At 72.1% G+C, this 27,000-nt stretch carries 26 protein-coding genes; 8 read left to right on the plus strand and 18 right to left on the minus strand.

The features are described from left to right. Positions 1-211: 211 nt before the first annotated feature. The 3 genes from SYYSPA8_RS08230 to SYYSPA8_RS08240 form a co-directional block, all read right to left on the minus strand. Complete coding sequence (locus SYYSPA8_RS08230; protein ID WP_323446354.1) at positions 212-1,201, minus strand: sigma-70 family RNA polymerase sigma factor; 990 nt, start codon at positions 1,199-1,201, stop codon at positions 212-214. 69 nt (positions 1,202-1,270) lie between these two features. Continuing rightward, complete coding sequence (locus tag SYYSPA8_RS08235; RefSeq protein WP_323446355.1) at positions 1,271-1,978, minus strand: L,D-transpeptidase family protein; 708 nt, start codon at positions 1,976-1,978, stop codon at positions 1,271-1,273. 175 nt (positions 1,979-2,153) lie between these two features. Next, complete coding sequence (locus tag SYYSPA8_RS08240) at positions 2,154-3,431, minus strand: MFS transporter (protein ID WP_323446356.1); 1,278 nt, start codon at positions 3,429-3,431, stop codon at positions 2,154-2,156. 62 nt (positions 3,432-3,493) lie between these two features. Between SYYSPA8_RS08240 and SYYSPA8_RS08245 the strand changes: the two genes are divergently transcribed. Then, positions 3,494-4,474, plus strand: coding sequence for a LysR family transcriptional regulator (locus SYYSPA8_RS08245; protein WP_323446357.1), 981 nt, complete (start codon positions 3,494-3,496; stop codon positions 4,472-4,474). Between the two features lie 183 nt (positions 4,475-4,657). Here the strand turns inward: SYYSPA8_RS08245 and SYYSPA8_RS08250 are convergent, their stop codons facing one another. Next, positions 4,658-5,353 (minus strand): dienelactone hydrolase family protein, encoded by a 696-nt coding sequence (locus SYYSPA8_RS08250; protein WP_323446889.1) that lies wholly within the window; start codon positions 5,351-5,353, stop codon positions 4,658-4,660. Positions 5,354-5,600: 247 nt separating this feature from the next. Here SYYSPA8_RS08250 and SYYSPA8_RS08255 point away from each other — a divergent pair, with 247 nt between their 5' ends. Then, positions 5,601-6,755, plus strand: coding sequence for an adenosine deaminase (locus SYYSPA8_RS08255; protein WP_323446358.1), 1,155 nt, complete (start codon positions 5,601-5,603; stop codon positions 6,753-6,755). A gap of 167 nt (positions 6,756-6,922) precedes the next feature. Further along, positions 6,923-7,345: a hypothetical protein gene (locus tag SYYSPA8_RS08260; RefSeq protein WP_323446359.1), complete on the plus strand. Its 423-nt coding sequence runs from the start codon at positions 6,923-6,925 to the stop codon at positions 7,343-7,345. Positions 7,346-7,464: 119 nt separating this feature from the next. Here SYYSPA8_RS08260 and SYYSPA8_RS08265 read toward each other — a convergent pair whose 3' ends face one another. The 5 genes from SYYSPA8_RS08265 to afsQ1 all read right to left on the minus strand — a co-directional run bounded on the left by SYYSPA8_RS08265 (position 7,465) and on the right by afsQ1 (position 11,695). Continuing rightward, positions 7,465-7,668: a PspC domain-containing protein gene (locus tag SYYSPA8_RS08265; protein ID WP_323446360.1), complete on the minus strand. Its 204-nt coding sequence runs from the start codon at positions 7,666-7,668 to the stop codon at positions 7,465-7,467. 179 nt (positions 7,669-7,847) lie between these two features. After that, positions 7,848-8,474, minus strand: a complete 627-nt coding sequence (locus SYYSPA8_RS08270; RefSeq protein WP_323446361.1) for a VanZ family protein — start codon at positions 8,472-8,474, stop codon at positions 7,848-7,850. A 182-nt stretch (positions 8,475-8,656) separates the two neighbouring features. Beyond that, a complete protein-coding gene (locus SYYSPA8_RS08275) occupies positions 8,657-9,313 on the minus strand; it encodes a hypothetical protein (RefSeq protein WP_323446362.1) in 657 nt (218 codons plus the stop codon). Further along, a complete protein-coding gene (locus SYYSPA8_RS08280) occupies positions 9,310-10,947 on the minus strand; it encodes a HAMP domain-containing sensor histidine kinase (protein WP_323446363.1) in 1,638 nt (545 codons plus the stop codon). Before SYYSPA8_RS08280 ends, SYYSPA8_RS08275 begins: the two co-directional genes overlap by 4 nt. A 70-nt stretch (positions 10,948-11,017) precedes the next feature. Beyond that, positions 11,018-11,695 carry a two-component system response regulator AfsQ1 gene (gene afsQ1 / locus SYYSPA8_RS08285; protein WP_323446364.1) on the minus strand — a complete coding sequence of 226 codons (678 nt, stop codon included), beginning with the start codon at positions 11,693-11,695 and terminating at the stop codon, positions 11,018-11,020. A 241-nt stretch (positions 11,696-11,936) separates the two neighbouring features. On the opposite strand from afsQ1, the gene SYYSPA8_RS08290 reads away from it, so the two are divergent. Then, a complete protein-coding gene (locus SYYSPA8_RS08290; RefSeq protein ID WP_323446365.1) occupies positions 11,937-12,707 on the plus strand; it encodes a SigE family RNA polymerase sigma factor in 771 nt (256 codons plus the stop codon). A gap of 225 nt (positions 12,708-12,932) precedes the next feature. On the opposite strand, the gene SYYSPA8_RS08295 is transcribed toward SYYSPA8_RS08290, so the two are convergent. After that, on the minus strand, positions 12,933-13,574 hold the full coding sequence (locus tag SYYSPA8_RS08295) for a uridine kinase family protein (protein ID WP_323446366.1): 642 nt from the start codon (positions 13,572-13,574) through the stop codon (positions 12,933-12,935). A 174-nt stretch (positions 13,575-13,748) separates the two neighbouring features. Between SYYSPA8_RS08295 and SYYSPA8_RS08300 the strand changes: the two genes are divergently transcribed. Then, positions 13,749-14,150, plus strand: a complete 402-nt coding sequence (locus SYYSPA8_RS08300) for a hypothetical protein (protein WP_323446367.1) — start codon at positions 13,749-13,751, stop codon at positions 14,148-14,150. A gap of 62 nt (positions 14,151-14,212) precedes the next feature. Here SYYSPA8_RS08300 and SYYSPA8_RS08305 read toward each other — a convergent pair whose 3' ends face one another. The 3 genes from SYYSPA8_RS08305 to deoC are packed head-to-tail and all read right to left on the minus strand — an operon-like array spanning position 14,213 to position 17,515. After that, positions 14,213-15,103, minus strand: a complete 891-nt coding sequence (locus tag SYYSPA8_RS08305) for an aldehyde dehydrogenase family protein (RefSeq protein WP_323446368.1) — start codon at positions 15,101-15,103, stop codon at positions 14,213-14,215. Then, positions 15,096-16,559 carry an aldehyde dehydrogenase family protein gene (locus tag SYYSPA8_RS08310; RefSeq protein WP_323446369.1) on the minus strand — a complete coding sequence of 488 codons (1,464 nt, stop codon included), beginning with the start codon at positions 16,557-16,559 and terminating at the stop codon, positions 15,096-15,098. The genes SYYSPA8_RS08305 and SYYSPA8_RS08310 overlap by 8 nt, the downstream gene beginning before the upstream one ends. Before the next feature lie 5 nt (positions 16,560-16,564). Then, a complete protein-coding gene (gene deoC / locus SYYSPA8_RS08315) occupies positions 16,565-17,515 on the minus strand; it encodes a deoxyribose-phosphate aldolase (RefSeq protein ID WP_323446890.1) in 951 nt (316 codons plus the stop codon). 191 nt (positions 17,516-17,706) lie between these two features. On the opposite strand from deoC, the gene SYYSPA8_RS08320 reads away from it, so the two are divergent. Together SYYSPA8_RS08320 and SYYSPA8_RS08325 are read left to right on the plus strand one after the other, a co-directional pair. Continuing rightward, on the plus strand, positions 17,707-18,324 hold the full coding sequence (locus SYYSPA8_RS08320; protein WP_323446370.1) for a PH domain-containing protein: 618 nt from the start codon (positions 17,707-17,709) through the stop codon (positions 18,322-18,324). Between the two features lie 93 nt (positions 18,325-18,417). Then, positions 18,418-19,602, plus strand: a complete 1,185-nt coding sequence (locus SYYSPA8_RS08325) for an acyl-CoA dehydrogenase family protein (RefSeq protein ID WP_323446371.1) — start codon at positions 18,418-18,420, stop codon at positions 19,600-19,602. A gap of 82 nt (positions 19,603-19,684) precedes the next feature. Here SYYSPA8_RS08325 and SYYSPA8_RS08330 read toward each other — a convergent pair whose 3' ends face one another. Both SYYSPA8_RS08330 and SYYSPA8_RS08335 read right to left on the minus strand, forming a co-directional pair. After that, positions 19,685-20,905 (minus strand): trypsin-like serine protease, encoded by a 1,221-nt coding sequence (locus tag SYYSPA8_RS08330; protein WP_323446372.1) that lies wholly within the window; start codon positions 20,903-20,905, stop codon positions 19,685-19,687. 199 nt (positions 20,906-21,104) lie between these two features. After that, a complete protein-coding gene (locus tag SYYSPA8_RS08335) occupies positions 21,105-22,304 on the minus strand; it encodes a hypothetical protein (protein ID WP_323446373.1) in 1,200 nt (399 codons plus the stop codon). Between the two features lie 670 nt (positions 22,305-22,974). Here SYYSPA8_RS08335 and SYYSPA8_RS08340 point away from each other — a divergent pair. Continuing rightward, positions 22,975-24,150 carry a UDP-N-acetylglucosamine--N-acetylmuramyl-(pentapeptide) pyrophosphoryl-undecaprenol N-acetylglucosamine transferase gene (locus SYYSPA8_RS08340; RefSeq protein ID WP_323446374.1) on the plus strand — a complete coding sequence of 392 codons (1,176 nt, stop codon included), beginning with the start codon at positions 22,975-22,977 and terminating at the stop codon, positions 24,148-24,150. A gap of 11 nt (positions 24,151-24,161) precedes the next feature. Here the strand turns inward: SYYSPA8_RS08340 and SYYSPA8_RS08345 are convergent, their stop codons facing one another. The 3 genes from SYYSPA8_RS08345 to SYYSPA8_RS08355 are packed head-to-tail and all read right to left on the minus strand — an operon-like array spanning position 24,162 to position 26,964. Continuing rightward, on the minus strand, positions 24,162-24,818 hold the full coding sequence (locus tag SYYSPA8_RS08345) for a formyltransferase family protein (RefSeq protein WP_323446375.1): 657 nt from the start codon (positions 24,816-24,818) through the stop codon (positions 24,162-24,164). Continuing rightward, complete coding sequence (locus tag SYYSPA8_RS08350) at positions 24,815-25,942, minus strand: DegT/DnrJ/EryC1/StrS family aminotransferase (RefSeq protein ID WP_323446376.1); 1,128 nt, start codon at positions 25,940-25,942, stop codon at positions 24,815-24,817. Before SYYSPA8_RS08350 ends, SYYSPA8_RS08345 begins: the two co-directional genes overlap by 4 nt. Next, positions 25,930-26,964: a dTDP-glucose 4,6-dehydratase gene (locus SYYSPA8_RS08355; protein ID WP_323446377.1), complete on the minus strand. Its 1,035-nt coding sequence runs from the start codon at positions 26,962-26,964 to the stop codon at positions 25,930-25,932. The genes SYYSPA8_RS08350 and SYYSPA8_RS08355 overlap by 13 nt, the downstream gene beginning before the upstream one ends. Positions 26,965-27,000: the final 36 nt, after the last annotated feature.

The following is a 27,000-nucleotide window of genomic DNA, read 5'->3' on the forward strand; positions in this document are numbered from 1 at the left end:
CCTCGACAAAGTCGCCCACTACTGCCGACGAATCTCCGACTCAGGTCACTAGGTCGTTTCTTACGGATCAGGCTGGGTGAGGGAGCGGGGTCTGGTGCCGTGCATCGCAAGGCGGAGGAATGAGTCCCTGCGGAGCAGCGGCGATTGACGACAACGCGGCGAGGCGCGGTGCCAGGGCACGCGAGCCCCAGCAAGATCCGTAAGAGACGGCCTAGAGAACCTGGCCCGGGGCCAGCCGCTCCGGGAAACCGAAGAGCGGGAACCAGCGGTCCGTGTCCAGGAAGGAATTGATCCCGGCGATCCTTCCCTGCCGGATGTCCATCACCATCAGCGCCCACGGCGTGTGCCCGTCGCCGTCCTCCGCCAGGTGGTAGTGCGCGAAGGCCGGCATGCCGTTGGCTGTGGTCGGCAGCAGCCGGGAGCCGATACAGACCGAGCCCGTGCCCAGCAGCCAGCCCACGATGTCGTCGAAGCCCTGGAGCCACAGGTCGTACGGGGGCATGGAGAGCGTGGCGTCGTCGTGGAGGACCTGCTTCAGCGCCTCCATGTCGTACCCCTCGAAGGCGGCGACATAGCGCTCAAGGAGCGCCCGCTGCTCCTCGTCCAGCGGGTTCGCCGGGTCGCAGGCGGCGGGCGGTGATTCGGCCAGGGTCGCCCGGGCCCGCTGGAGTGCGCTGTTGACCGAGGCGACCGAGGTGTCCAGCAGCTCGGCGACCTCCGCCGCCTTCCACGCCAGCACCTCGCGGAGGATCAGCACCGCCCGCTGCTTCGGCGGGAGGTGCTGGAGGGCCGCGACGAACGCCAGCCTGATCGACTCCCGCTGCACCGCGCGCTCCGCCGGGTCCGCCACCGACGGCAGCACCCGGCCGTCCGGCACGGGCTCCAGCCAGATCTCCTCCGGGCGGGTCCGCAGCTGGGCCTGGGCGACCGGGGTGGGCGCCGACAGATCCATCGGACGGGCCCGGCGGTTGCCCGCGTGCAGCATGTCGAGGCAGACGTTCGTCGCGATCCGGTACAGCCAGGACCGCAGCGACGAACGCCTCTCGAACTTCTCCAGACCGCGCCAGGCCCGCACCAGCGTGTCCTGGACGGCATCCTCCGCCTCGAAGGAGGAGCCCAGCATCCGGTAGCAGTAACCGGTCAGCTCCCGCCGGTACTTCTCCAGCTCCGCGTCGATTCCGCCCGTCGCCAGATCACTCATCGGTCCACCCCATTCAGCCCCATGGCCACTGCGCCACGGAACCTACCGGAGAGGACTGACAACGGAGGCTCAGGTGCCGGGCTTCCGGCCGTATACGTACACCTCATCGCCCTTTTTGAGCAGGCTCCAGTACGACTTGGCGTTGGAGGGCGTCATATTGACGCAGCCCGCCGAACCGGGCGGGTTCCACATCGACTTGGTCACCGAGTGGAAGGCCTGGCCGCCGTCGAAGAACTGGGCGTACGGCATCTTCACGTCGTAGATCGAGGAGACGTGGTCGATGTTGCGCATATAGATCTTCTTGAGCCCGGTCCGGGTCTCGAACTTGTCCTTGCCGGTGCGCACCGGCACCGGGCCGAACTTCAGCTTCTTGCCGTCCTGGATCCAGCTGAGCTGCCGGGTCAGGTCCACACAGGCGATCCGGCCCTTGTTCACCGGGCACTTGCCGGCCTTGTTGGGGTTCTTCCCCGCCGCCTTCTGCTGGATCATCGTGTTCATGATCTGCCAGGTCAGCGGGCCCGCGTAGCCGGCCGCCGGGCTGACGCCGTGCTTCTTCTGGAACGCGCGGATCGCCGTGCAGTCGGCTGTGGACTGCTTGCCGTCGGCCTTGCGGCCGAGGAACTTCTCCACCTGCTTCTGGTGCGGGCCCGCCTTCGCCGTGCACGCGGACGCGGCGGCGGCCGGCGTGCTGCCGATCGCCAGGGTCAGCGGGACCAGCATCCCGGTCAGCCCCAGCACCACACCCGCCCGGCGCCCCGGCCCCCGTACCCCACGCATCAGATTCCCCACCGTTCTCAACTCCCCCTAGATACGCCGCCGGATTGCGGTCGCTCACACGGTAGGACGACGATACGGGACACTGCGTTGTGCGGAAATGTCTCGATACCGCTACAGCGGACGGCCCCGCTCAACCCCGCTCAACTCTGCGAACGGGAAGGTGGGGCCGGAGGGTTCAGCGGACCGCCGGGGCGCCGGCCACGACGAGTGAGCGCCGCTCCAGCCGCGCCACCCGGGTCCCGTACAGCGTGATCGAGACGACGCCGGTGACGGCCAGCAGCGCCAGACCCACCGTCCCCGGCCAGCCGCCCGCGTGGAAGGCGATCGCGCCGAGCGTGCCGCCGACGCTGCTGCCCAGGTAGTACGCGGACTGGTAGAGCGCCGACGCCTGCGCCCGGCCGGTGGTCGCCGTGCGGCTCACCGCCGCCGACGCGACCGCGTGCCCGGCGAAGAAACCGGCCGTGATCAGCACCAGGCCCAGCAGGACCGCCGTCAGCGAGTCGGACAGCGACAGCAGCAGACCGGCCGCCGTGGTCGTCACCGCCAGGTACAGCGCCCCGCGCCGCCCCAGCCGGCCCACCAGACGCCCGGCCGCGGCCGACGAGGCCGTACCGACCAGATAGACCAGGAAGACGGAGCCGACGACGCCCGGGGAGAGCCCGAACGGCTCCTGCGTCAGCCGGTAGCCGATCACCGTGTAGACCGCGCCGAACACCGTCATGAAGAGCGCGCCGATCGCGTACAGCCGCCCCAGCAGCGGATCGGCCAGATGCCCGCGCACGGTGCTCGCCAGCGCCCGGGGGCTCAGCGTCCCCGGTGTGAACCGCCGGGGCCGGGGGAGCAGCAGCCGGAAGGCCGCCAGACCCGCCAGCGCCAGCACGCCCACCGCGAACAGGCCCGCGCGCCAGCCCCACGCCTCGGCCGCCCAGCCGGTGACGATCCGGCCGCTCATCCCGCCGACGCTGTTGCCCGCCACGAAGAGTCCGATCGCGCCGACCAGCGCCGTGGGCCTGACCTCCTCCGCGAGATACGCCATCGCGGACGCAGGCAGCCCGGCCAGCGCCGCGCCCTGCACGGCCCGCAGGACCACCAGCCACTCCAGGCTCGGGGCGAACGGCACCAGCAGACCCAGCGCGACCGCGACGACGAGGGACGCCGTCATCAGGGTGCGCCGCCCGTACCGCTCGGAGAGCGCGGACAGCGGGAGGACGAAGAGGGCCAGCGCGCCCGTCGCGGCCGAGACGGTCCAGCTCGCCGCCGACGCGCTCACCCCGTAGCCGGAGGAGATCGCGGGCAGCAGTGCCTGCGTGGAGTAGAGGAGGGCGAAGGCCGCCACACCGGCGGCGAAGAGGGCGAGGCTCATCCGGCGGAAGCCGGGGCGGCCCGGGGCGAGGGGAGCGGGGTCGAAGGCGGCGCCCACCGTGGTGGACGCCTTGGTACTGGCAGCAGGCATGTTTCGAACGTAAACCCCTCCTTTTCATGCGTCCAATGCATGGAATGGCGATAATCGTTCCCATGGTGCATGACCGCAGCTCACAGCCTCGGCTGTCACACGGCAGTTACGCAGGACACGAAGATGTCATCGAAGACACAGCGCTGCTCCTGGCGCCTCGCCTCGCCTACTTCGCCGGGGTCGCCCGCCAGGAGCACGTGACCCGGGCCGCCCAGGAGATGGGCGTACCGCAGTCCACCCTCTCCCGGGCGATGGTCCGCCTGGAACGGGACCTCGGGGTCGCCCTCTTCGCCCGCAGGGGCCGCACCGTCTCCCTCACCCCCGCCGGGCGCACCTTCCTCGCCGCCGTCGAGCGCGCCCTCGCCGAGGTGGAGAAGGCCGCCGACGCCGTCCGCGCCGACGCGGACCCCCGGGCCGGGAAGGTCGCCTTCGGCTTTCTGCACACCATGGGCTCGGAGACCGTGCCCGCCCTGCTGCGCGCCTTCCGCGCCGACCACCCGAAGGTCCGCTTCACCCTCGTCCAGAACTACGGCGAGGCGATGCTCGGGGGCCTGCGCTCCGGCGATCTCGACCTCTGCCTGACCTCACCCGTCCCCGACGCGCCCGACCTCGTCGCCCGCCGCCTCGACGAACAGCGGCTGCGGCTCGTCGTCCCCGACGACCACCGGCTCGCCCGCCGCAAACGGGTCCGTCTCGCGGAGGCCGCCGACGACGTCTTCGTCACCCTGGAGCCGGGGTACGGGCTGCGCCGGATCACCGACGACCTCTGCGCCCAGGCCGGATTCACCCCCAAGGTCGCCTTCGAGGGCGAGGAGGCCGAGACCCTGCGCGGACTGGTCGCCGCCGGGCTCGGCGTGGCGCTGCTGCCGCCGCCGGCGGTGGCCCGGCCCGGGGTGGTGGAGCTGACGGTGACCGCGCCCCGCGCGGCCCGCGAGATCGGCGTCGCCTGGCTGGACGGGCATCCCGACACCGCCCCCGTCGCCGCGTTCAAGAAGTTCCTTCTCGCCCAGCGGGGGAAGCTGCTGCCGGGCCTTCCGGAGTGATCCCCGGCCCCGGCCCCGGCCCCGGCCCCGGCCCCGGCCCCGGCCCCGGCCCCGGCCCCGGCCCCGGCCCCGGCCCCGGCCCCGGCCCCGGCCCCGGGTCCGGGTCCGGGCCCCGGGCCTCCCGTCCGGTCGCCAGGATGCCCGGCGCCGCCCCGGGCCGTACCGCGCGGACCCTGCGCGCGCTCATGGCCGCAGCGACCGCCCGAACCCCGCCGCCAGCGGCATCCGCAGCCCCAGCGGCGGCGGCGCCGCCAGCGCGTCCGCCACCGGGCGGGAGTACGGGTGCGGCGAGAGCGACCCGAGGACGAAGTCCGTCGCCAGCGCCAGCACTTCGGCGTGGTGCTGGCGCAGCGCGTTCCCGTCCGTGTGCACCTCGAAGCGGCATATGTTCCGGTTCACTTTCTTCGCCCGCTCCGCCAGCCGGAACGACAGGTCCGGTTCCGTCCGCCGGTCGTTGGTGCCGTGCACGATCAGCACCTGCCGTCCCACCAGCTGCTTCACCGGCTCAGGAGCGACGGCGGCGTCCCGGGCCCCGGGCAGCCAGGGCGCCAGCGCCAGCACCGCGCCCACCGCCGGATGGTCCGCCGCGTGCAGGGCCGCCCGGCCGCCGAAGCCGTGGCCCGCCAGGCAGACCGGTACGTCCCCGTACCGCCGCACCACCTCGTCGACGGCCGACGACGCGTCGGCGGCGAGACGGGCGTCGCTCCCGTTCCACCCCCGGGAGCGGTAGCGCACCGGATGCACCACCAGCCCGTGCGGGCCGCCCGCGCGGGCCAGCGCCCGGCCCAGCGGCTGCGCCAGGGCCAGGGCACGCCGCGACGGGCCCCGGTCCGAGTGCGGCTCCCCGTCGGGCAGCAGCACCACCACCCCGGCCACCATCGCATCCGCGCCCGGCGCCGGCGCGGGGCCCCGGAACGCCCGGCCCAGCCGCTGTTCCCCGCCCCCCTCCGCCGCTGTCCGCGTCCCTGCCGTATCCCGCTCCTGACGACGCCCCCACCACCGGGGCAGTACACGGTGTGCCATGGCAGAACAGTGGCAGAAGCGATACCCCGCGCCACCCGTATGCGCGGTCTTTGTTACGGAGCGCGCGAGGTGGGCTCTACCCGCGTAGGAATAGAGTGCGCAAATGGAGATCAAGCCTCTGAACAGCCCCACCGCGGAGCAGATCCGCCGTGCCCCGAAGGCGCTCCTCCATGATCATCTCGACGGCGGGCTGCGCCCCGGCACGGTCGTCGACCTCGCCCGCGCGAGCGGCTACGGCGATCTGCCGGAGACCGAGCCCGACCGGCTCGGCACCTGGTTCCGGGAGGCCGCCGACTCCGGTTCGCTGGAACGCTATCTGGAGACCTTCACCCACACCTGCGCCGTGATGCAGACACCGGACGCGCTCTTCCGGGTCGCCGCCGAGTGCGCGGAGGATCTCGCCGAGGACGGGGTGGTGTACGCGGAGATCCGCTACGCCCCCGAACAGCATCTGGAGGGCGGGCTGACCCTCGAAGAGGTCGTCGCCGTGGTGAACGAGGGCTTCCGGGAGGGGGAGCGGCTGGCGCGGGAGAGCGGCCGCCGGATCCGGGTCGGGGCCCTGCTGACGGCGATGCGGCACGCGGCCCGCTCCCTGGAGATCGCCGAACTCGCCAACCGGCACCGGGACTCGGGCGTCGTCGGCTTCGACATCGCGGGCGCGGAGGCCGGTTATCCGCCCACCCGCCATCTCGACGCCTTCGAATACCTCAAGCGGGAGAACAACCACTTCACCATTCACGCGGGGGAGGCGTTCGGGTTGCCGTCGATCTGGCAGGCCCTCCAGTGGTGCGGCGCCGACCGGCTCGGCCACGGGGTGCGGATCGTCGACGACATCTCCGTCGCCGCCGGCGGCGAGGTCCGCCTCGGCCGGCTCGCGGCCTATGTGCGCGACAAGCGCGTACCGCTGGAGCTGTGCCCCACGTCCAATATCCAGACCGGGGCCGTCGGCTCCTACGCGGACCATCCCATCGGGCTGCTGCGGCGGCTCCACTTCCGGGCCACCGTGAACACCGACAACCGGCTCATGTCCGGGACCAGCATGTCCCGGGAATTCGAGCGGCTGACCGAGGCCTTCGGATACTCGCTCGACGACCTCCAGTGGTTCACCGTCAATGCGATGAAATCCGCGTTCATTCCTTTCGATGAACGGCTGGCGATGATCAATGATGTGATCAAGCCTGGATATGCCGAGCTGAAATCCGAATGGCTGTTCTCGCAGACCGCCACGACCAGCCGGTCTGCCCCACCGGAAAGCTGAAGGACCCGGCCCGGGGAGAGCAGCGGAACACCGGAAAAGGCGAAAATATCGACGGCGCCGGGTATTTGCTTCGGCCCTGCTGGTGTGGCTAGCTTGCGGAGCCGCCGTTTTCCCTCTTTGTTTCCACGGCTGTTCCCTGTCATTCCCTTTCCGAGGACACATCCCTGATGAAGCAGTCTGCCGCCAGGACCCTCGGCGTCGCCGCGCTCGGTGCCGCCTTCGCAGCCGCCGCCGCGGGTACCGCCGTCGCCGCGCCCGCGCCCACTCCCGCGCCCTCCCTCGAAGAAGTCACCTCCCTCGACGCCGTCACCAGCGCGGTGCCGGTGCAGAAGGTCGTCTCCAAGCTGCCCGCCGGCGCTCCCCAGACCCTGGCGGGCGCCCAGGCCAGCACCCAGGGTGCCCTGGTCGAGAGCGCGTCCACCGTGCCCGCGACCCTCGGCACCGCCGCCACCCGGGCCGTCGCGCCCGGCGCCCCCCAGGAGGTGCTGGGCTCCCTGCTCGGCGGCCTCCCGGTGGGCGAACTCGGCAAGCTGGCCCCCGCGCCGCTCAACCTCACCCCTCAGCTGAACGCCAGTTCCCAGCCCCTCTGACACCGACCGCCGCCCGCCGTCACTTCCCCTCCGTACGGCGCTCCGGCAACACGGCGTGGGGCGCGCACCGCACACGCGGCGCGCGCCCCACGCGCGTACATCGGCACCCGGGACGGGCGCTACCAGGAGGTGGCGGCCGACTTCGACTGGCCGGGCAGCAGCGCCCAGAGCGCCAGATAGAGCAGGATCTGCGGGCCCGGCAGCAGGCACGAGACGGCGAACACCGTCCGGACCACGCCGGCCGAGGTGCCGAAGCGCCGGGCCAGCGCCACGCACACGCCACCGATCATGCGTCCCTCGCGCGGGCGGACAAGTGCGGCCATCACGGTCTCCTCTTCACAGGCTTCACAGGCTTCACAGGCTCGGGCTTCATGGGCTCGGGCTTCACGGGCTCCACCGGCTTCAGGGGTCCTCCGGGGGGCCTCCGGTGGCCGCCCGGCCCGGCCGGACGACGTTCTCTGTCCCTCCATGGTGCCCCCGCCTACCGGGATGAAGCGTCCCTCTACGGGGCGATCCCGACCCTGGAAATCCTCGGGGTCGGCCCCGGGGGACTCCCCTCCTCCCGGAGGAGCGGACCGCCGCCGGACCCGGGCCGCCGCACGGGCGACGGCATCAGCGGCGCCATCGGGGCCGACTGGGCCACCGCCCGGAACCGGGGCCGGGGCTGCGCCGATGAGGCCGCCGGGGACCGGTCCCGCAGCCGGGCCCGGCGCCGCCGCAGCCGGGCCCGCGCCGACGGCACCACCAGCAGATGCGCCAGCATCACCCCGGCGGTGTTCAGCAGCAGTGAATCGACGTCGAGGACCCGGCCCGGCACCCCCGTCTGCAACAGCTCGATCGCGAGCGAGATCAGCGCCCCCGCTGTGACCGTCCGCGCCAGCGACCCCACCGGGGAGACCATGAGCCGGCCGCTCACCAGCGGCAGCAGCACACCCAGCGGCGCCAGCAGCAGCAGCCCCCCGCCGAGCCGCAGCGCCGCGTCCCGGGGCGGCAGCTCCAGATCCGCCCGGATGCCGGCCAGCAGCTCCAGGTTCGCGGGCGTCACCCAGGGCACGTCCAGCGGGCGCAGGGTCAGCCAGCAGACGAGCAGCAAGTGCGCGAGGAGGAGGAGAACCCCCACCGCACGCAACCGGTTCGCGGCACTGCCGCTCTTACCTTGACACCGCACGGCACACAAGACGCGCGCCACCCGGGGAACGGTTCCGCCGGGTCCCGGGAAGGGTCCGCGGAGCCGTCCTGACGGCCCTCAGGGCCCCGGAAACGGCCCCGATGTCCCCCGGGTGTCCCCTCAGCGGCCGCACGGCGCCCAGGTCACCGGAGCACGCTCCCCGACAGCTGCGGGGCCGACGGCGCCGACGGCTCCGGCTCCGGCGACGGCAGCGGCGACAGGGTCGGCACCGGCTCCGCCGGGCGCTCCCGCACCCGCTCCTGGCAGCTGTAGCCCCGCGGCGGATACTCCCCGGGACCGCCGAGGACCACCGCGCCGCCCGCCACCGCGGCCTGGCTCTCCGCGAAGGTGCACACGATCTGCGCGAGCGCCGTCGGCGGCAGGTCCTCCGGCTGCCGGCTCAGCCGCAGCGTGCCCGCCGGATCCCCGGGCCGCGCCCCGCCGACCACCACCGGATCGGGCACGTCCGTCGTGAACCCGGCCTCCCGCTCCGTCTCCGACGGCTGCCGCCGCAGCTCCGCGAGGAGCGCGCCGGCGACCCGTACCCGTCCGTCGTGGGCGCTCTCGGCGGGCAGCTCCACCACCCGGTCCACCGGCTTCAGCCCGGACGCGCACACCAGGTACACCCGCACCGGGAACCCCTCGGCCGCCGGGGCGCCGCTCACCGCGCACGGCGGCCTGGACGGCGCGGGGCCGTCGTTCACCGGCACCTGGGTCGTCCTGATCCCGCACCCGGAGAGCAGCAGGACACCGCCCGCCAGCGCCAGGGCGCCCCACCGCCCGCGGACCCCGCTCCTCACCGCTCGCTCCCCTCGTCCCGCACCCCGCCCGTCCCCTCGTCCGGGCCCGCTCCGCCCGACCCCGGCCCACCGCCTGCCGGATCGTCCGGATCGTCCGGATCGACGGGATCCACGGCGCCCACGGCGTCGATCGGGTCGTCGGCGTACCCCTGGGGCGCGGACGGATCCTGGGGCAGCCGCAGCACGAACACCGCGCCGTCGCCGTCTGGCGAGTTGGCGGCGGTGATGGTGCCCCCGTGCGCGAGCGCGTTCTCCATCGCGATCGAGAGACCGAGCCCGCTCCCCTCGGACCGCGGCCGTGACGCGCTCGCCTTGTAGAAGCGGTCGAAGACATGGGGCAGCACCTCGGCGGGGATCCCGGGCCCGTGGTCCCGTACCTCGATCACCAGCCCGGCGCCCTCGTCCAGCCGCACCGACACCCGTACCGGCGAACCGCCGTGCTTGAGCGCGTTGCCGATCAGATTCGCCAGGATCACATCGAGGCGGCGCGGGTCGAGCCGCGCCATGATCCCGCGCTCGGCGTCCAGCTCCACCGCGTCCAGCCAGGCCCGCGCGTCGATGCACGCGGTGACCTGGTCCGCGACGTCGACCGTGTCCAGGACGACCTTGGCGGTGCCCGCGTCGAAGCGGGTGACCTCCATCAGGTTCTCCACCAGATCGCCCAGCCGCCGGGTCTCGCTCACCACCAGGGTCACCGCCGGGGCGATCATCGGGTCCAGGGTGTCGACCTCGTCCTCCAGCACCTCGGTCACGGCGGTCAGCGCCGTCAGCGGGGTCCGCAGCTCATGCGACATGTCCGCCACGAACCGGCGGCTGGACTCCTCCCGGGCGCTCATGTCGGCGACCTTCTTCTCCAGCGACTCCGCCGTCCTGTTGAAGGTCCGCGCCAGCTCGGCCAGTTCGTCGGTGCCCGACACCCGCAGCCGGGTGTCCAGCTTGCCCTCGCCCAGCCTGCGCGCCGCGTCCCCGAGCCGCCGTACGGGCCTGAGCACGGTCGTGGCCGCCGCCTGCGCCAGCAGCGCCGAGCCGACCAGGGCCAGCGCCGTGGCGATCCCCAGCGACCAGGCCAGCGTGATCAGATCGTCGCGCTCCTGCTCCAGCGACTTGAAGACATAGCCCGTCGGGCCGCCGCCCGTGATCCGGGCGCCGCCCACCAGATACGGCTCGCCCGCCACCTCCGTGCGCTGCCAGTACAGGTGGTACTGCGCGGCCCCGTCGGGGCCCGTGTCCTGCCGCTTGTTCACGGCCGTGCGCAGCGCGTCCGGCACCCGGTCCAGCGTGTAGAGATCCTGGTCGGACGTGCCGACGACCGGCTTGCCCGCCGCGCGCTCGCCCAGCAGCAGCACCCCGTACCCCGCCTGCCCGTTCGCCATCTGGAGCGCGGTCTGCTCCAGTTCCGGCTGGGTGGGGCGCAGCGGCAGTGCCGCCGCCCGGTTCTGCATGTCCTTGCGGAAGCTGTCCAGCGCGGAGTCCTGCACCCGGGTCAGTACGGCCTCCCGGTTGAGCCAGTAGGCGATGCCCGACGCGGACACGGCGGCGGTCAGCGCGACCACGGCGAAGACGACGACCAGCCGCAGCCGCAGGCTGGTCCAGCGCAGCCCGGCGAGGAGCGCGCGCTTGGCGGCACCGCTCACCGGGCGGCGCCCTTCGCGACCGCTGCGACGCAAGCGACGGCGGTGGTGATGGTGACGGTGGCGCGTGCGCTCACTGCGGGGCGTCCAGCCGGTAGCCCACACCGCGCACGGTACGGATCAGGGTCGGCGAGGACGGCACGTCCTCCACCTTCGCCCGCAGCCGCTGGACGCACGCGTCCACCAGCCGGGAGTCCCCGAGGTAATCGTGCTCCCACACCAGCCGCAGCAACTGCTGCCGGGACAGCGCCTGCCCCGGCCGTCGGCTCAGCTCCAGCAGCAGCCGCAGCTCGGTCGGCGTGAGCTGAAGATCCTCACCGTTCTTCGTCACGGTCATGGCGGAGCGGTCGATCACCAGCGAGCCGAAGGTCGCCGAGTCGGTGGCCTCCCGCTCGCCCCGGCGCAGCACCGCGCGGATCCGGGCGTCCAGCACCCGGCCCTGCACCGGCTTGACCACGTAGTCGTCGGCGCCGGACTCCAGCCCCACCACCACGTCGATGTCATCGCTGCGCGCGGTCAGCAGAATGATCGGCAGCTGGTCGGTGCGCCGGATCCGGCGGCACACCTCGAAGCCGTCGATCCCTGGCAGCATCACATCCAGCACGATCAGATCGGGCCGCTGCTCCTTGAGCAGCTTCAGGCCGTCCTCGCCCGTCGCCGCGGTGGCCACACGGTGGCCCTGGCGGGAGAGCGAGAGTTCGAGGGCCGTGCGGATGGCGTCGTCGTCCTCGATCAGCAACAGGAAAGGCACAGGGGCCATTCTGGCCCATGGCCGCGCCGGAGTACGACCGGTGGATCCCGGTGATCGGGCGGGACGGGTCCCGGCCGGGCCGGCCGCGCCACCGACGCCAGCCCTGTCACACCCGTCACTCCACTGCTCTCCCTTTCCCTGTGACAGGTCTGTGACAGTCGGCGGACACCGCCATGAAACTGCCTGGGCAAGCTGTGTGGCACACGGACGGAAACGAACTCCACTCGACGGGGGGCGCGGGATGAAAGCACTGCACAGCACCACCTCAAGCGCAGTTGTCACGCGTCTTCACGACGTCGGGCGGGCTCTGGAGAAGTCCGGTGCCGTGAACGGGCGGGGGTGCGTTCGCGGCACCGGGCGCCAGCACAAGCCGTCGTACATGACGGTCGTCGACGCCACCACCACGGGGGCTGTCACCACGGGTGCCAACGCCACGACGACCGTCGGCCCGGGGGCCGCGTACCGGGAGAACGGGGGACGGCCGAGCCTGACCGAGGCGGAGTTCACCGCCTATGTGCAGGAACGTCGTTCCTCCCTGTACGCGACCGCCTACCACCTGACCGGAGACCGGTTCGAGGCCGAGGACCTGCTCCAGAGCGCCCTCTTCTCCACCTACCGGGCCTGGGACCGGATCAGCGACAAGGCGGCCGTCGGCGGCTATCTCCGGCGGACCATGACCAATCTGCACATCAGCGCCTGGCGCCGGCGCAAGCTCAACGAGTACCCCACGGAGGAGCTGCCGGAGACGGCGAGCGACACCGACGCGATGCGGGGGACCGAGCTGCGCGCGGTGCTCTGGCAGGCGCTGGCCAGGCTGCCCGAACTCCAGCGGACGATGCTGGTCCTGCGCTACTACGAGGGCCGCACCGACCCGGAGATCGCGAAGATCCTGGACATCAGTGTCGGCACGGTGAAGTCGAGCATCTGGCGGTCGCTCCGCCGGCTGCGCGAGGACCAGGTCCTCAGCTTCGGCCGTGACGAGGAGGAGTCCTTCGGCGAGCTGGTGGCCTGAGGGAACGGGGGGTCCCACCAGTAATACGGGACACCCCACGGGGGAACGAGGGGGGCCGTCGTTCGGGGGAGCGGCGGGCAAGAGGGGGGCCACAAGGGTCGGGGGACCCGCGTGGAGCACGGGGGGAACGGGGGAGAGCGGGATCGGACGGGCCGGGGGGTCTTGTCCGGTCCCGCTCTTCATGCGTGCCCCTAGGGGGCGGCGGTACGGGCAGGGCGCGCCCGGTCAGCCGGACTGACGGGCCGGGGGCCGCGCGGCGGTGTTCCCGCCCGCCGCGACCGCCAGCCGCCCCAGCGCCTCGTCCCGGCCGCAGGGGTGCGCCCCCAGCCGGGTCTGCCGGGCCACGATCGAACGCTCCGAGCGCATCAGCCGCCACCCCCGCCGCAGCAGCACCGGCACCGACTTGCGCCCCTCGCGCAGATCACGGGCGAGCCGGCGGCGGAAGGTCGTCGAGGGACGCCCCCGCAGACAGAGCGCGTCCGCCAGCAGCCCCAGCTCGCGGCAGCGGGTCACCAGCTCCGCCGCGAAGATCCCCTCCGCGATGAACAACGGCGCACCACCGGTCTCGAACGCGGTGCTCCCGCTCCGGGAGCTGGTGGCGATGTCGTACACCGGGACGTCGGTACGCCCGGTACGGCACAGCGCGGCGATGGCCGCGACCGCCGTCTCCGTGTCCCAGGACAGGGGCGAGTCCCAGTCGGTGGCCGTGCCCCCGGCGACGCGCGGCAGCGTGGGGTCGTCGTGCTCCTTGTAGAAGTCGTCCAGGCGCAGCACGGGCAGTCCCGAGAGCGCGGCGAGGGAGGTCTTTCCGGAGCCGGAGGGGCCCGCGAGGAGCACGACACGCGTGGGCGTGGGGGAAGCAGTCACGGGACACCAGTGTGAGGCATTGACTCGTGAAGGGGACCCTCCGGGGAGAGCGGTGGAGGGAGAATCACATCTCCACTACGCTCGGTGTCCTTGTCGTCACCCAACTGGACTGCGGTCCCCGTCACCCGACTGGACCGCCGTCCGGATCGCTCGTCAGGCGGGAGCCCTCATCCCATGGCACGTCACGCATCCCACCCGTCCCGGCGCTTCGCCCTGAGCGCCGGTCTCACCGTGGCGGCGGTGGCCGCCGCCGTCGGCGCGGGGGACACCGCGCACGCGGCACCGGTCCCCCCGGGGCCCCTCGACTCCGTCGCCTCGACCCTGGCCGGGCCCACCGGCGGGCTCCCCCTGGCGGGGGCGGTCACCAACTCGGTGACCGGGCTCGGGGAGCTGACCCGGCTCCAGCTGAACCCGCTGGCGAAGACCGGGGTCGACCCGCTGGCCAACGGGGCCGCCGCCCAGGTCGCCGACTTCAAGCCGATCTCCACCCAGGCGGCCACCGGGCCGCTGGCCCAGGGCGACTCGCTCAGCGAACTGCCGGTGCTCGGCCCGCTGGTGCAGGGCCTGCCGCTGTAGCGCCCGTGCGACACGACGCCCCCGCCGTCCGGTCGTGGACGGCGGGGGCGTCGTCATGCCGCTCAGTAGGAGGAGCCGGCCGCGCCCAGCGCCCCCGTGGGGTGCCAGACCGTCTTGGTCTCCAGGAACGCGGTCATCCGCCGGGTGCCCGGGTCGGCCGCCCACTCCTCGGCGCCGGGCCGCAGCACCCGCTTGAGGTTGTCGGCGGCCGCCGTCTCCAGCTCCACGGCCAGGGCCGCGTCCGCGCCGGTGAGGTCGATGGCGTTGACGTCCTGGTGCGCGGCGAGCGGGGCCGCGATCTCCGCCGTACGGCCGGAGAGGACGTTGACCACACCGCCGGGGAGGTCGGAGGTGGCCAGCACCTCGCCGAGGGAGAGCGCGGGCAGCGGGGCCCGCTCGCCCGCCACGACCACGGCCGTGTTGCCGGTGGCGATCACGGGGGCGATCACCGAGACCAGGCCCAGGAAGGACGAGTCCTGGGGCGCCAGCACCGCGACCACGCCGGTCGGCTCCGGTGTGGAGAGGTTGAAGAACGGCCCCGCCACCGGGTTGGCGCCGCCGACCACCTGGGCGATCTTGTCGGTCCACCCGGCGTACCAGACCCACCGGTCGATCGCCGCGTCCACCTGGGCCGCCGCCTTCGACTTGGACAGGCCCTCCGCGTCCGCGACCTCACGGACGAACTGCTCCCGGCGGCCCTCCAGCATCTCCGCGACGCGGTAGAGGACCTGGCCCCGGTTGTACGCGGTCGCGCCCGACCAGCCGCCGACCGCCTTGCGGGCCGCGACCACGGCGTCCCGGGCGTCCTTGCGGGAGGCCAGGGGCGCGTTCGCCAGCCACTTGCCCTTGACGTCCGTCACCTCGTACACCCGGCCGCTCTCGGAACGCGGAAACTTCCCGCCCACGTACAGCTTGTAGGTCTTGAACACGCTCAGTCGTGCAGTCTCAGACATCGAGGTACGCCTCCAGGCCGTGGCGACCGCCCTCGCGGCCGAAGCCCGATTCCTTGTAGCCGCCGAACGGCGAGGTCGGGTCGAACTTGTTGAACGTGTTGGCCCAGACGACACCCGCCCGGAGCTTGCCCGCGACCGCGAGCATGCGGGAACCCTTCTCGGTCCAGATGCCCGCCGACAGGCCGTACTGGCTGTTGTTGGCCTTGGCGACGGCCTCGTCCGGGGTACGGAACGACAGCACCGACAGCACCGGGCCGAAGATCTCGTCACGGGCGATCGTGTGCGCCTGCGTGACCCCGGTGAAGAGGGTCGGCGCGAACCAGTAGCCCGCGGACGGCAGCTCGCACGGGGCGGACCAGCGCTCGGCGCCCTCCGCCTCGCCGGACTGGGCGAGCGCGGTGATCCGGGCCAGCTGCTCGGCGGAGTTGATCGCGCCGATGTCGGTGTTCTTGTCCAGCGGGTCGCCCAGGCGGAGCGTGGACAGCCGGCGCTTGAGCGCGTCCAGCAGCTCGTCCTGGATGGACTCCTGGACCAGCAGCCGGGAGCCCGCGCAGCAGACCTGGCCCTGGTTGAAGAAGATGCCGGTGACGATGCCCTCGACGGCCTGGTCGATGGGCGCGTCGTCGAAGACGATGTTGGCGCCCTTGCCGCCCAGCTCCAGCGTGACCCGCTTGTCCGTGCCCGCCACCTGGCGGGCGATGGCCTTGCCGACCGCCGTGGAGCCCGTGAACGCCACCTTGTCGATGCCCGGGTGCGCGACCAGGGACGCGCCGGTGCGGCCGTCGCCGGTGACGATGTTCACCACGCCCCGGGGCAGCCCCGCCTGGCGGCAGATGTCCGCGAAGAAGAGCGCGGACAGCGGCGTCGTCTCGGCGGGCTTGAGGACGACCGTGTTGCCGGCCGCCAGCGCCGGGGCGATCTTCCACGCCAGCATCAGCAGCGGGAAGTTCCACGGGATGACCTGGCCCGCGACACCCAGCGGCCGGGGGTTCGCCCCGAAGCCCGCGTGCTCCAGCTTGTCGGCCCAGCCCGCGTAGTAGAAGAAGTGCGCGGCGACCAGGGGCAGGTCCGCGTCCCGGGTCTCGCGGATCGGCTTGCCGTTGTCCAGGGTCTCCAGCACCGCCAGCTCACGGCTGCGCTCCTGGATGATCCGGGCGATCCGGAAGAGGTACTTCGCCCGCTCGGCGCCGGGCAGCGCGGACCACTTCTCGAACGCCTTGCGCGCGGCGGCGACCGCGCGGTCCACGTCCTCCGCGGTGCCCTGCGTGTACTCCGCGAGGACCTCCTCGGTCGCGGGGGAGAGGGTCTTGGCCATCTCCCGGCCGCTGGACTCCGTGAACTCGCCGTCGATGAAGAGGCCGTAGGAGGGGGCGATGTCGACGACCGCGCGGGATTCCGGCGCGGGCGCGTAGGCGAACGGGTCGCCCGCCACTGTCTTGGTCATGTCGCTGGTCATCTCGCTCAGTCCACAGTCACGTAGTCGGGGCCGGAGTAACGGCCGGTGGCCAGCTTCTGGCGCTGCATCAGCAGATCGTTGAGAAGGCTGGACGCGCCGAAGCGGAACCAGTGGTTGTCCAGCCACGCCGGTCCGGCGGTCTCGTTGACCAGGACGAGGAACTTGACCGCGTCCTTGGTGGTGCGGATGCCGCCGGCGGGCTTCACGCCGATCTGGATCCCGGTCCGGAGCTTGAAGTCGCGCACGGCCTCCAGCATCAGCAGCGTGTTCGCCGGGGTGGCGTTGACCGCGACCTTGCCGGTGGACGTCTTGATGAAGTCGGCCCCCGCGAGCATGCCGAGCCAGGAGGCGCGGCGGATGTTGTCGTACGTCGACAGCTCACCGGTCTCGAAGATGACCTTCAGCCGGGCGGGGCCAGCGGCCTCCTTGACGGCGACGATCTCCTCGTACACCTTCAGATACTTCCCGGCGAGGAAGGCGCCCCGGTCGATGACCATGTCGATCTCGTCGGCCCCGGCCGCGACGGCGTCGCGAGTGTCGGCCAGCTTGACCCCGAGGGCGGCCCGGCCGGCGGGGAAGGCGGTGGCGACGGACGCGACCTTGACGTCAGCGCCCCGCAGCCCCTCCTTGGCCGCGGCGACCATGTCCGGATAGACACAGACGGCGGCGGTGCGCGGGGTGGTCCGGTCGGTCGGATCGGGATGCACGGCCTTGGCGGCGAGGGCCCGGACCTTGCCCGGGGTGTCGGCGCCTTCGAGCGTGGTGAGGTCGATCATCGAGATGGCCAGATCGATGGCGTACGCCTTGGCCGTCGTCTTGATCGACCGCGTCCCGAGGGAGGCGGCGCGCGCTTCGAGCCCGACGGGGTCGACCCCGGGGAGCCCGTGCAGAAAGCGACGGAGAGCCTGATCGGAGGCCGTGACCTCCGGGAGGGCGGATGCGGGTGCGATGGGCATGCTCACCAGCGGAGCATATCTACGCGCGTAGCTGCCTGTACAGGGGGGTGCGGTGACGGGCCGCACCCGGGTGTCCTGAGGGCCTTTCCGTGCCGCGCCGCGCGCCAGCCCGGGGTCTTCACCGGCCCGGCGGCCCCTCCGCACCGGTGGGCGGAGGCGGCCTCCGTCGGCGGTGGGGCAGAATCGTGGGTATGAGCAGCTCGCAGTCGCCCGTGGAACCCTCGTACGCGGATCGGGCCTTCCGATCCCCCGCCGGACTGGTGGGCGGCGTGCTGCTGCTCGGCCTGGGCCTGTGGCTCGGTGTGGACGCGATCGTCCGGGGCCGGGGGGACACGCCCTGGCTGGCCATCGCCTGGCTGATGTTCCTGGTCCCGCTCGTGGTGGCGTTCACGCTGCGGCCCGTCGTCCTCGCGAACGAGGACCGGCTCCGCATCCGCAACCCCTTCCGCACCATCGACGTCCCCTGGTCGCAGGTGGACGAATTCCGCGCCGAGTACTCCACCGAGCTGCTGACCGACGACGGGAAGAAGTACGCGCTCTGGGCCGTGCCCGTCTCGCTGCGGCAGCGCAAGAAGGCGACCCGCCAGGAGATGAAGGCGGCCCGCACCGCCGGGACCGGCGTGGAGCCGGTGGGCGAGATCAAGCGGGCGCAGGTCGACCAGACCATCCGCGAGCTGCGGCTGCTGTGCGAGAACAACGAGGGCCGGCCGGGCGCCAAGGGCGCGGTCGCGATCCGCTGGGCGTACGAGATCATCGCGCCGGCCGTGGTCGGCGGGGCACTGCTCCTGGCCCTGTTCGTGGCCGCGTAGCCGGGGCCGCCGGCCGCCCGGGGCGGCATTGACAGGCACCGTGATCGGCGCCACGGTGAGGGGTCCGCTGTGACCCGAGACCGGAGGTCGTCCGTGGCCGGTTCGTCAGCACCTGGTACCGATACCGATCTTCTCGCACGCGTCCGTGAGCTGCGTCCGCTCATCCGCTCCCACTCCGCGCGCGCGGAACGGCGACGGAGGGTGACGGGTGAGGTGGCCGAGGCCCTGCGGGACTCCGGGATCCTGCGGATGAACGTCCCCCGCCACTACGGCGGCTACCAGACCCCGCTGCGGACCCAGATCGACGTGCTCAGCGAGGTCACCGCCGCGTGCGGATCGGCCGGATACACGGTGATGATCCAGGCCGGGACCGCGTTCGTCGCGTCCCTGTTCCCCGACGAGGCCCAGGACGACATCTTCACCGGCCCCGACGTACGCGTCAGCGGCACACTCGTCCCGGGCGCGCAGGCCGTACCCGTGGACGGCGGCTACACGGTGACCGGGAAGTCCCCCTTCGCGACCGGCTGCCAGGACGCCGACTGGCATCTGCTCACCGCGCTCGCCGACACCCCGGACGGCCCGCCGGAGCTGCTGTGGCTGGCGATTCCCATGGCCGACCTCGACGTACTGGACGACTGGGACGTCACCGGCCTGACCGGCAGCGGCAGCAACACCGTCGTCGCCCGGGACGTCCATGTGCCCGCCCACCGCGTCCTGCCGGTGGAGCCGCTCATGGCCGGGACGTTCCCGTCGCTGCGCAACAACGCCGACCCCTTCTACAGGATGCCGGTGATGCAGCTGTTCTCCGCGTGGACGGCCTCGACCGCCCTCGGCCTGGCCCGGGCGGCCCTGGCCGAGTTCCGGGACCGCATCCACCAGCGGGGCATCACGTACACCTTCTACGAGCGGCAGAACGAGGCCACGGTCACGCACCTCCAGTTCGCCGAGGCCGAGATGAAGGCCCGTTCCGCCCGGCTGCTCGCCGCCGACCTCGTGGAGCTGATGGAGTCCAAGGCGGCCAGCGGCGAGCCGTACACCACGGAGGAACGGGTCCGGATCCGGGCACAGGCCGGATATCTGGCGCGGCTGTGCAAGGAGGCGGGCGACCTGATCGGCTCCGCGTCGGGGGCGTCGTCCCTTTACCACGAGGTGCCGATCCAGCGGATCGTGCGCGATCTGAACGCCCTGAGCCTGCACGCGTTCGTCACTCCCGCGACCAACCTGGAGCTGTACGGGCAGGTGCTGTCGGGGGTCGACGTCAGGACGCCCTTCGTCTAGGACGCCCTTCGTCCAGGGCGCCTTCGTCCAGGGCGCCCGGTGGGTGTGCCGATGCCCGGCGCACCCACCGGGGCCCGCCGGATCAGGACGGGTTCAGCTTGAGGGAGAACCCGTTGAAGATGGACCACACGTCGACCCAGCCCACCGCGGTGGTGCAGATCTTGTTGGCGTCACAGCCCCATCCGGCGCTGACGATGCCGTTGAGCTGCCGGGATTCCGGATCGTTGAGGTAGATCACCGGGCCGCCGCTGTCCCCGCCCCGGACGACCACGCCGCCCGCGTGCGGCACACCGTAGCTGCCCCGTATCGGGCCGGTGCCGAAGTTCCAGACGGCATTGCCCGCGTAGACCGTCCGGATATTGCAGACGACCTTGGAGTTGTAGCCGAGCTGGCAGGTGAAGTCGCCGACGGCGACATTGCGGACGCCGTTCAGATAGCGGGTGTAGCCCGTCGCGTCGACACCGTCCCAGGTGAAACGATTCGTCCGGGTCTCGATGAGGGCCGCGTCGAGGTCGGCCCGGTTGTACTCGACCCGGCCCACGTTGTTCCCGCCGGCCGTCGTCACCTGGGTGCCCACGCCGTAGCAGTGTCCGGCCGTGACCAGCCACTGACGGCCGTCCCAGGTGCTGATGGCGGGAATCCCGCTGGTGCAGTACGACTGCGCGCCCCAGCCCGGTCCGAGGGCGGCCCCCGCGTAGAACGGGGGGATGTCGTTCCACCGGGTCACAGGCGTCGCGGCGGACGCGGGTGCCTGCCGGACCCGCACGGGCGTGGCGGACGCGGCTGCCTGTCTGCCGGTGAGCCAGCTCCGGGCGGCCTGGGGCTTGTCCACGGACAGTTCGATCGTCCCGCCGTCCGTCGACGTTCCCGCGAGGGAGACCTCGAACGGCAGGTCGGAGCGTTCGGTGAGTTGGTCGACCTCCTTGTTGAGCGCTTGCCGGGACTTCTTGCCCTGAACGATGTCGATCAGCCCGGTGTCCGCCTTGGGGCTGATCCGGCGCACCTCGGCGATGAACTGGCCGCCCTGGCTGATATCGGTCAGATAGACGTTGACCGCGCGGTAGTCGGAGGCCATCTCGACCTGGGTGTAGATGTCCGTACGTCTCTCCAGGCCCACTCGGATCGCGGCGTCGGCGACGAGCCGCAGCGGCTCCAGCACCTCCGCCTGCCGCTCCGGGCTCATCGCGGCCACTTCCGCCACGGAGAGCGGGCCCGGCGGCTTCGCCTCGGCCGAGACCGCCATCAGCGGCAGCAGCGCGAGCGCTCCCCCCAGGGCGATGGAACGTCGGATCGCGTTCTTCACGGTTCCCCCTCACCGGCCCCGCGGGCGCGAGGCCGCAGCGAGGGGAACGTACTGCGGGAGTTGTCCGCCCACAGGGGGGAGAGTGGCCATTGCCCCGTTGATTTCGCGCCATGGTGGGACATATGGCGCGGGAGATGCCTCTGTCTCTTTCTCTGCCGTACGGGGCTGGTGACACTTCCGGTCATGGCGGAAAAGGATGTTACGGCGGGCCCTCCCACACCAGCAGCATGTACGCCCCCGACCACGCCGACAGGGCCGTCGCGGACACCAGCACCACCGCCACCGTCACCGGCCGCGCCCCCGCGAGGGCCCGCGCGGCCGGCAACAGCAGCGGGAACGCGGGCAGCAGGAACCGCGCCCGGGGGAAGTAGACGCCCGCGCTGCCCAGGACCACCAGCAGCAGCACCCCGCTGAACACCAGCAGCGGCAGCGGCTGCCGGTCCGCGAGCGACAGCACGTACAGCACCGACGACACGATCAGCACCGCCGACACCAGCAGCAGGAACAGCGGCGGACGGCTGGCGTACAGCAACTGCTGACGCAGCTCCAGCAGCGTCGCCCGGCCCCCGTCCCACTCGTTCTTCCACAGCCGCTGCACCGCGAAATAGCCGTCCGGGCGGCCCACCCGCAGCCCCACCCAGGCCACGTACCCCAGCCAGCCCAGCGGGGCGAGCACGGCGGCCGCCGCCTTCCGGCCGTACGGGCCCCGGCGGCACGCGACCAGCGCGGCCAGACAGACGGCGGCGGCCACCGCGACACCGGTGGGGCGGGCCAGCCCCGCGAGGCACGCCAGCGCGCCCGCCGCGATCCACCGGCCGCTCACCACCGCGTACAGGGACCACGCCGCCACCGCCGTGAACAGCGACTCCGTATAGCCCATCCACTGCACCTGCGCCACGGGCAGCGCCCCCCACAACACCACGAGCACCGTGCCGGTCCGCCGCCCGTACAGCCGGTCCCCGACCGCGAACACCCCCCACGCGGCGACCAGGGAACAGCCCACCGCGAACACCAGCGCGACCGTCGCGGGCGCCCCCGGGACGACCGCCGCGAGCGCGCGCACCAGCAGCGGATACAGCGGGAAGAACGCGAGATTGTTGGCGTTCACCCGCGTACCCAGCTCGTCCGCGTAGCCGTGCGCCGCGATGTCCAGATACCAGCGCGAGTCCCACGACGCCGCCAGCACCGGCCACACCCCATGCCCCTGCGCGTGCGCCAGCCGCGCGACCACCAGCAGACCGCACAGCCGTACGGCCACATACGCCGCGAGCGCGGGCGCGGCGCGGCGCAGCGCTCGCGGCAGCCGCCCGGTGTTTCCGCGCCCGGGGCCGCGGGGGTGGCCGCGGGGGCGGCGGGACGCCGGGACGAAGGGGTGTGTGCGCGAGGTCGTGGCGGGCAACGGTCGCAGCTCCTGGGGTGTCGGGGGTGGCGGCTCCCCCGCACCTTCGCCGTCCGGCGCGGGGGGTGGTGCGCACGGCTGTGGGCGCGGGCGCAGGTTCACCCTGTTGGGGGTGCGGGTGGTTCGTTTGTGCGCCCCGGGGCGGGGTGCGGGTCCGTCCTCAAGCGCCGGACGGGCTTTGTTTGTGCGGGTCCGTCGTCGGGGACCAGTCCCCGAACCCCTGCGCCTCAATCTCCCCCAGACTCCGTCCGGGGGGACCCCCAAGGGGCTGGTTTTTGTGCGGCCTGTCCCGGCCCGGGGTGGTGGTGCGGGTTGGCGGGGCCTCCGGGCTCACCTCCTCGGGGTCGGCGAGCGTGCTCACGGGGTTGGGTGCGGGTCGGCCTCCGCCGATCCCCTGCGGGGGCGACCCTGCACCCCCGCCCACGCAGCCAGTGCACGTGGGCGGTACCCCCGGCGGGGGGAAGGAAGGTGCGGGACCCCGTACCGACGCGGGCCACGCAGGGCCGGGCCCCGGACGAGCGCACCCCGCCCGTATCGACGCGGGTCGGGCAGCGCGAGGCCCCCGGCGGGGGAAAGAGGGGTGGCCCCGGTCGTCCCAGTGCGGGGGCGTGTCCTCGGTGGTTGCGGTGTACGCCCGCCGCGTCGTCGGGCAGCCAGTAGGGTGCGCGGGGTGAACAGTTCCTCCCCTTCCCCACGCGCCTTCCGCCTGATTGTCACGGGGGGAGGGACCGGTGGTCATACGTATCCCGCCCTGACCGCCGTCCGGACGCTGAAGGCCCGGCTCGCGGCGGACGGCGGAGCGCTGGACGTGCTGTGGATCGGCACGGCGGACGGTCTGGAAGCGCGGGTCGCTCCGGCCGAAGGGATCCCTTTCACCACGGTGGCCACGGGCAAGATCCGCCGCTCCGCCAATCCGCTCAGGATGGTGTCGCCCGCGAACATGCGGGACATGGCGCGGGTGCCGCTCGGCGTCGCGCAGGCCCGGAGGATCGTCGCTGATTTTCAGCCGGACGTCGTGCTCGCCACCGGCGGGTACGTCGCTGTTCCCGCAGGTCTGGCCGCCCGTATGTGCCGCCGTCCGCTGGTGCTGCACGAGCAGACCGTGCGTCTGGGCCTGGCCAACCGGAAGCTTGCCGGCTCGGCGACGCGCATCGCGCTCTCGTCCGAGTCGTCCCTGCCGCTCCTGCCCGAGCCGATGCGGGGTGCCGCGGTGGTGACGGGCAACCCGATCCGCCCCGAGGTGCTGACCGGGCACGCGGACAAAGCGGTCGAGGCACTGGGGCTGCGGGGCTTCGACCCGCGCCTGCCGACGGTGTACGTGACCGGTGGCGCCCAGGGATCGCAGCAGATCAACGATGTCGTACGAGACGCGCTCCCGTGGCTGCTGGAGCGCGCGAACGTGATCCACCAGTGCGGGCCGGACCATGCCGAGGGCCTGCGTCAGCAGGCCGCCGCCCTTCGCACGGAGTCGGCCCGCCGGTACTACCTGACCGGGTTCGTCGGCCCGGAGCTTCCTGACGTCCTGGCGCTGGCCGATGTCGTGATCTCCCGGAGCGGGGCCGGTACGCTCGCGGAGCTGACCGCCCTCGGCAAACCCGCGGTGTTCATCCCGCTCGCCTCCTCCGCCGGGAACGAGCAGGCGCACAACGCGAGGCACCTTGAGGAGGCAGGCGCGGCGGTCGCCCTGCTCGGTGACGTCAACGCCGACGGTCTGCGCGGCGCGGTCGGGCCGCTCCTCACGGATCCCGCGAGGCGAGAGACGATGGCGGAGCGGGCCCGGGCGCACGGACGGCCGGACGCGGCGGACAGGCTCGTGGACGTGATCCTCTCCGCCGCATCCGGGTGACCGGTGCGGGACTACGGCCGGTGCTCCGTGCTGTTGTCCGACAGCGTCCGGGTCCAGTCGCTTCTGTCACCCAGGGAGCCGTTGTCCCGGCTGTAGTGCGTCACTGCCAGGGACCCGTCCTGCCCCCTTGGAGTGATCCTGCCGAGGAGCGGCAATGTGTCCGAGATGAGGAGTTCTGCGTGGCGCATGGTTCGCCTCCACACGTCCTCCACCTCGTCGATGTCCGGCCAGATGGAGAACAAGGCCTCCCCGAGGACGGGCCCCGAGTCGATACCGCCATCGATGATGTGGATCGTGACGCCGTGCAGATGTTCGCCGTTGCGCAGTGCCCAGTTCACCGGCCGTACTCCCCGGTACTGAGGAAGCCGCCCGGGGTGGCAGTTGATGAGCATGTCGGTGGAGTTGATCAGCCCGGGGCCGATGATTCTGTCGTAGAGGACGCTGAACACGAGGTCGCACCTGCCCGGTTCCAGGTCCCGCCAGTCGCCCGAGCGGAGAATACGGACGTCGGGCCACTGCTCGGCCGCATGCTCCGACAGACGAATGTCCCAGTCCGGTTCGGAGGCATTGGGCACCACGGTGTCCAGGATCGTGTCCGGCAGTTCCGCGATCGTCTCGCACGAGTGCACGGCCAGCCGGCCCTTCCCGAGCACCGCCGCCCGCCTCACCGCAGGGCCCCTTCCAGCGCCGACACGACCGTACGGACCTCGTCCGCGCCCATGAGCTGGTGGAACGGGAGCGTGAGGATCTCCTCGCCGATCCTCTCGGTGACCGGCAGCGGCCGATGCCAGCGGGCGAAGGCGGGTTGGAGATGGTTGGGCGGGTAGTGCACACCCGCGCCGATGCCGCAGGCCTGCAAAGCATGAAAGACACGGTCCCGGTCCGGTACCCGCACCGCGCACAGGGAAGGCACGGACCGGTCCACATCCACGTCCACCAGGCGCACGCCGCTCACACTCGTGAGCGCTGACTCGTACTGGCGCCACAGCTGTTTGCGCTTGGCCTCCAGCACGGGAAAGTTCGCCAATTGAGCCAGGCCGATCGCGGCATTGATCTGCGACAGGTGGGCGCGGACTCCGAAGCCCTCAACACGATACGACGCGCTGCGAGCACGTTCCGCCGGTGACTCGGCCATTCCCAGCAGACGCATCCGCCGCACCCGCATGGCCTCTTCCGGGGTGCGCGGGACGAGCGCGCCGCCCTGGCCGCAGGTCACGTTCTTGATCGGGCCGAAACTGAAACAGGTCAGCAGGCCGGCGGCCCCGACGCGCCCGCCTCCGTAGCGGGACCCGAAAGCGTGTGCGGCATCCTCCACGATCGCGATGCCCCTGTCGGCCAGCGTTTCATGGATGTCCGAGAGATCTGCCGCCCGGCCGCCGTAGAGGACGGGCACCACCGCGCGGGTCGACGGGGTGAGCGTGTCCATCACGTCTCGGCCGGTGATGCACAGCGTGTCCGGGGAGACCTCGGCGAACCGCGCCCGCGCCCCGCAGGCCCGGATCGCCTGGACGGTGGCGCAGAACGTCATGGACGGCACGATCACCTCATCGCCGGGGCCGATGTTGGCCACCGCCAGCGCCATGTGGAGTGCTGCCGTACCGGAGGCGACGGCGACCACATCAGGAACGCCCAGGAGATCCGCCACAGCGCGCTCGAAGTGTTCGGTCACCTCTCCGTGTCCGTACTGACCGCTGTCCAGTACGGCAGCAACGGCGTCCAGCTCGCCGCCGTAGAGGAACGGCCTGGCGTTCTGGCTGAAGGGCAGCCCGTTCACAGGGTTCAGGTCACGCATGGGCCGTGTCCCTCCTCCGCACCCGGAGCGGGCCGGTTCCTGGGCGGGTACACATGCGGGTGACGCAGGAGCGGCGCCCAGTGGCCGGGGTTTCTCCGATACCAGTCCGCAGTCTCGGCGAGGCCGTGGGCGAGGTCCTGAGTGGGCCGGTAGCCGAGTGTGTCGGCGATCTTCGTCCACACCATGGAATAGCGGATGTCGTTCGCGCGACGATCGGGCACATAGGTGACCGAGTCCCAGTCGGCGCCGCACACGCGCAGGAGCGCACCGGTCAGCTCCTTGTTGGTGAGATCCAGGCCGCCGGCGATGTTGTAGATCTCGCCGGGGACACCGTCGCGCAGGACCAATTCGATCCCGGCGCAGTTGTCTTCCACATGCAGCCAGTTGCGGACGTGTTGGCCATGGCCGTGCAGGGTGACCGCCTCGCCCTTGAGGAGCCTGGTCACGAACAGAGGGACGATCTTCTCCGGGTGCTGGTACGGGCCGTAGTTGTTCGAACTGCGCGTGACGCATACCGGAACGCCATAGGTGTGGAAGTAGCTCAGCGCCACGAAGTCGCCGGCGGCCTTCGAGACGGCGTAGGGCACCGTGGGCCGAGCCGGGTATTCCTCGGTGGCTGAGCCGTCCGTGAGCGGTCCGTAAACCTCGTCCGTGGAGACCTGCACGAACTTCCGGACGCCATGACGCATGGCTGCGTCCGCGAGCGTATGAGTGCCGAGCACGTTCGTCGACAGAAACGCTCCGGCAGCGGAGAACGAGCGATCGACGTGGGATTCGGCGGCGAAGTGGACGACGGCCGTACTCTTCTCCATCAATGCGTCCACCAGGCCACCGTCGCGGACATCGCCGTGGACGAACGTCAGTTTCGGGCTGAGGAATGCCTCGCCGAGATTTCCGATGTGCCCTGCGTACGTGAGGGCGTCGAGCACAATCACCCCGGCGATGTCCTCGCCCCGAAGAATGCGTTTGACGAAGTGCGAGCCGATGAACCCGGCCCCGCCTGTGACGAGCACTCTGTCCATGGTTGCCTCCGGTGGGAGTGCGAGCGGCGAGACGGC

This window comes from Streptomyces yaizuensis, assembly GCF_034961445.1.
In the GTDB taxonomy this organism is placed as follows: domain Bacteria; phylum Actinomycetota; class Actinomycetes; order Streptomycetales; family Streptomycetaceae; genus Streptomyces; species Streptomyces yaizuensis.

Bases quoted from the DNA above. Each gene is read 5' to 3' on its own strand.
- SYYSPA8_RS08230 (WP_323446354.1), bottom strand. From the start codon at position 1,201: ATGAGTGATCTGGCGACGGGCGGAATCGACGCGGAGCTGGAGAAGTAC.
- SYYSPA8_RS08235 (WP_323446355.1), bottom strand. From the start codon at position 1,978: ATGCGTGGGGTACGGGGGCCGGGGCGCCGGGCGGGTGTGGTGCTGGGG.
- SYYSPA8_RS08240 (WP_323446356.1), bottom strand. From the start codon at position 3,431: ATGCCTGCTGCCAGTACCAAGGCGTCCACCACGGTGGGCGCCGCCTTC.
- SYYSPA8_RS08245 (WP_323446357.1), top strand. From the start codon at position 3,494: ATGGTGCATGACCGCAGCTCACAGCCTCGGCTGTCACACGGCAGTTAC.
- SYYSPA8_RS08250 (WP_323446889.1), bottom strand. From the start codon at position 5,353: ATGGTGGCCGGGGTGGTGGTGCTGCTGCCCGACGGGGAGCCGCACTCG.
- SYYSPA8_RS08255 (WP_323446358.1), top strand. From the start codon at position 5,601: ATGGAGATCAAGCCTCTGAACAGCCCCACCGCGGAGCAGATCCGCCGT.
- SYYSPA8_RS08260 (WP_323446359.1), top strand. From the start codon at position 6,923: ATGAAGCAGTCTGCCGCCAGGACCCTCGGCGTCGCCGCGCTCGGTGCC.
- SYYSPA8_RS08265 (WP_323446360.1), bottom strand. From the start codon at position 7,668: ATGGCCGCACTTGTCCGCCCGCGCGAGGGACGCATGATCGGTGGCGTG.
- SYYSPA8_RS08290 (WP_323446365.1), top strand. From the start codon at position 11,937: ATGAAAGCACTGCACAGCACCACCTCAAGCGCAGTTGTCACGCGTCTT.
- SYYSPA8_RS08300 (WP_323446367.1), top strand. From the start codon at position 13,749: ATGGCACGTCACGCATCCCACCCGTCCCGGCGCTTCGCCCTGAGCGCC.
- SYYSPA8_RS08305 (WP_323446368.1), bottom strand. From the start codon at position 15,103: ATGTCTGAGACTGCACGACTGAGCGTGTTCAAGACCTACAAGCTGTAC.
- SYYSPA8_RS08310 (WP_323446369.1), bottom strand. From the start codon at position 16,559: ATGACCAGCGACATGACCAAGACAGTGGCGGGCGACCCGTTCGCCTAC.
- deoC (WP_323446890.1), bottom strand. From the start codon at position 17,515: ATGCCCATCGCACCCGCATCCGCCCTCCCGGAGGTCACGGCCTCCGAT.
- SYYSPA8_RS08320 (WP_323446370.1), top strand. From the start codon at position 17,707: ATGAGCAGCTCGCAGTCGCCCGTGGAACCCTCGTACGCGGATCGGGCC.
- SYYSPA8_RS08350 (WP_323446376.1), bottom strand. From the start codon at position 25,942: ATGCGTGACCTGAACCCTGTGAACGGGCTGCCCTTCAGCCAGAACGCC.
- SYYSPA8_RS08355 (WP_323446377.1), bottom strand. From the start codon at position 26,964: ATGGACAGAGTGCTCGTCACAGGCGGGGCCGGGTTCATCGGCTCGCAC.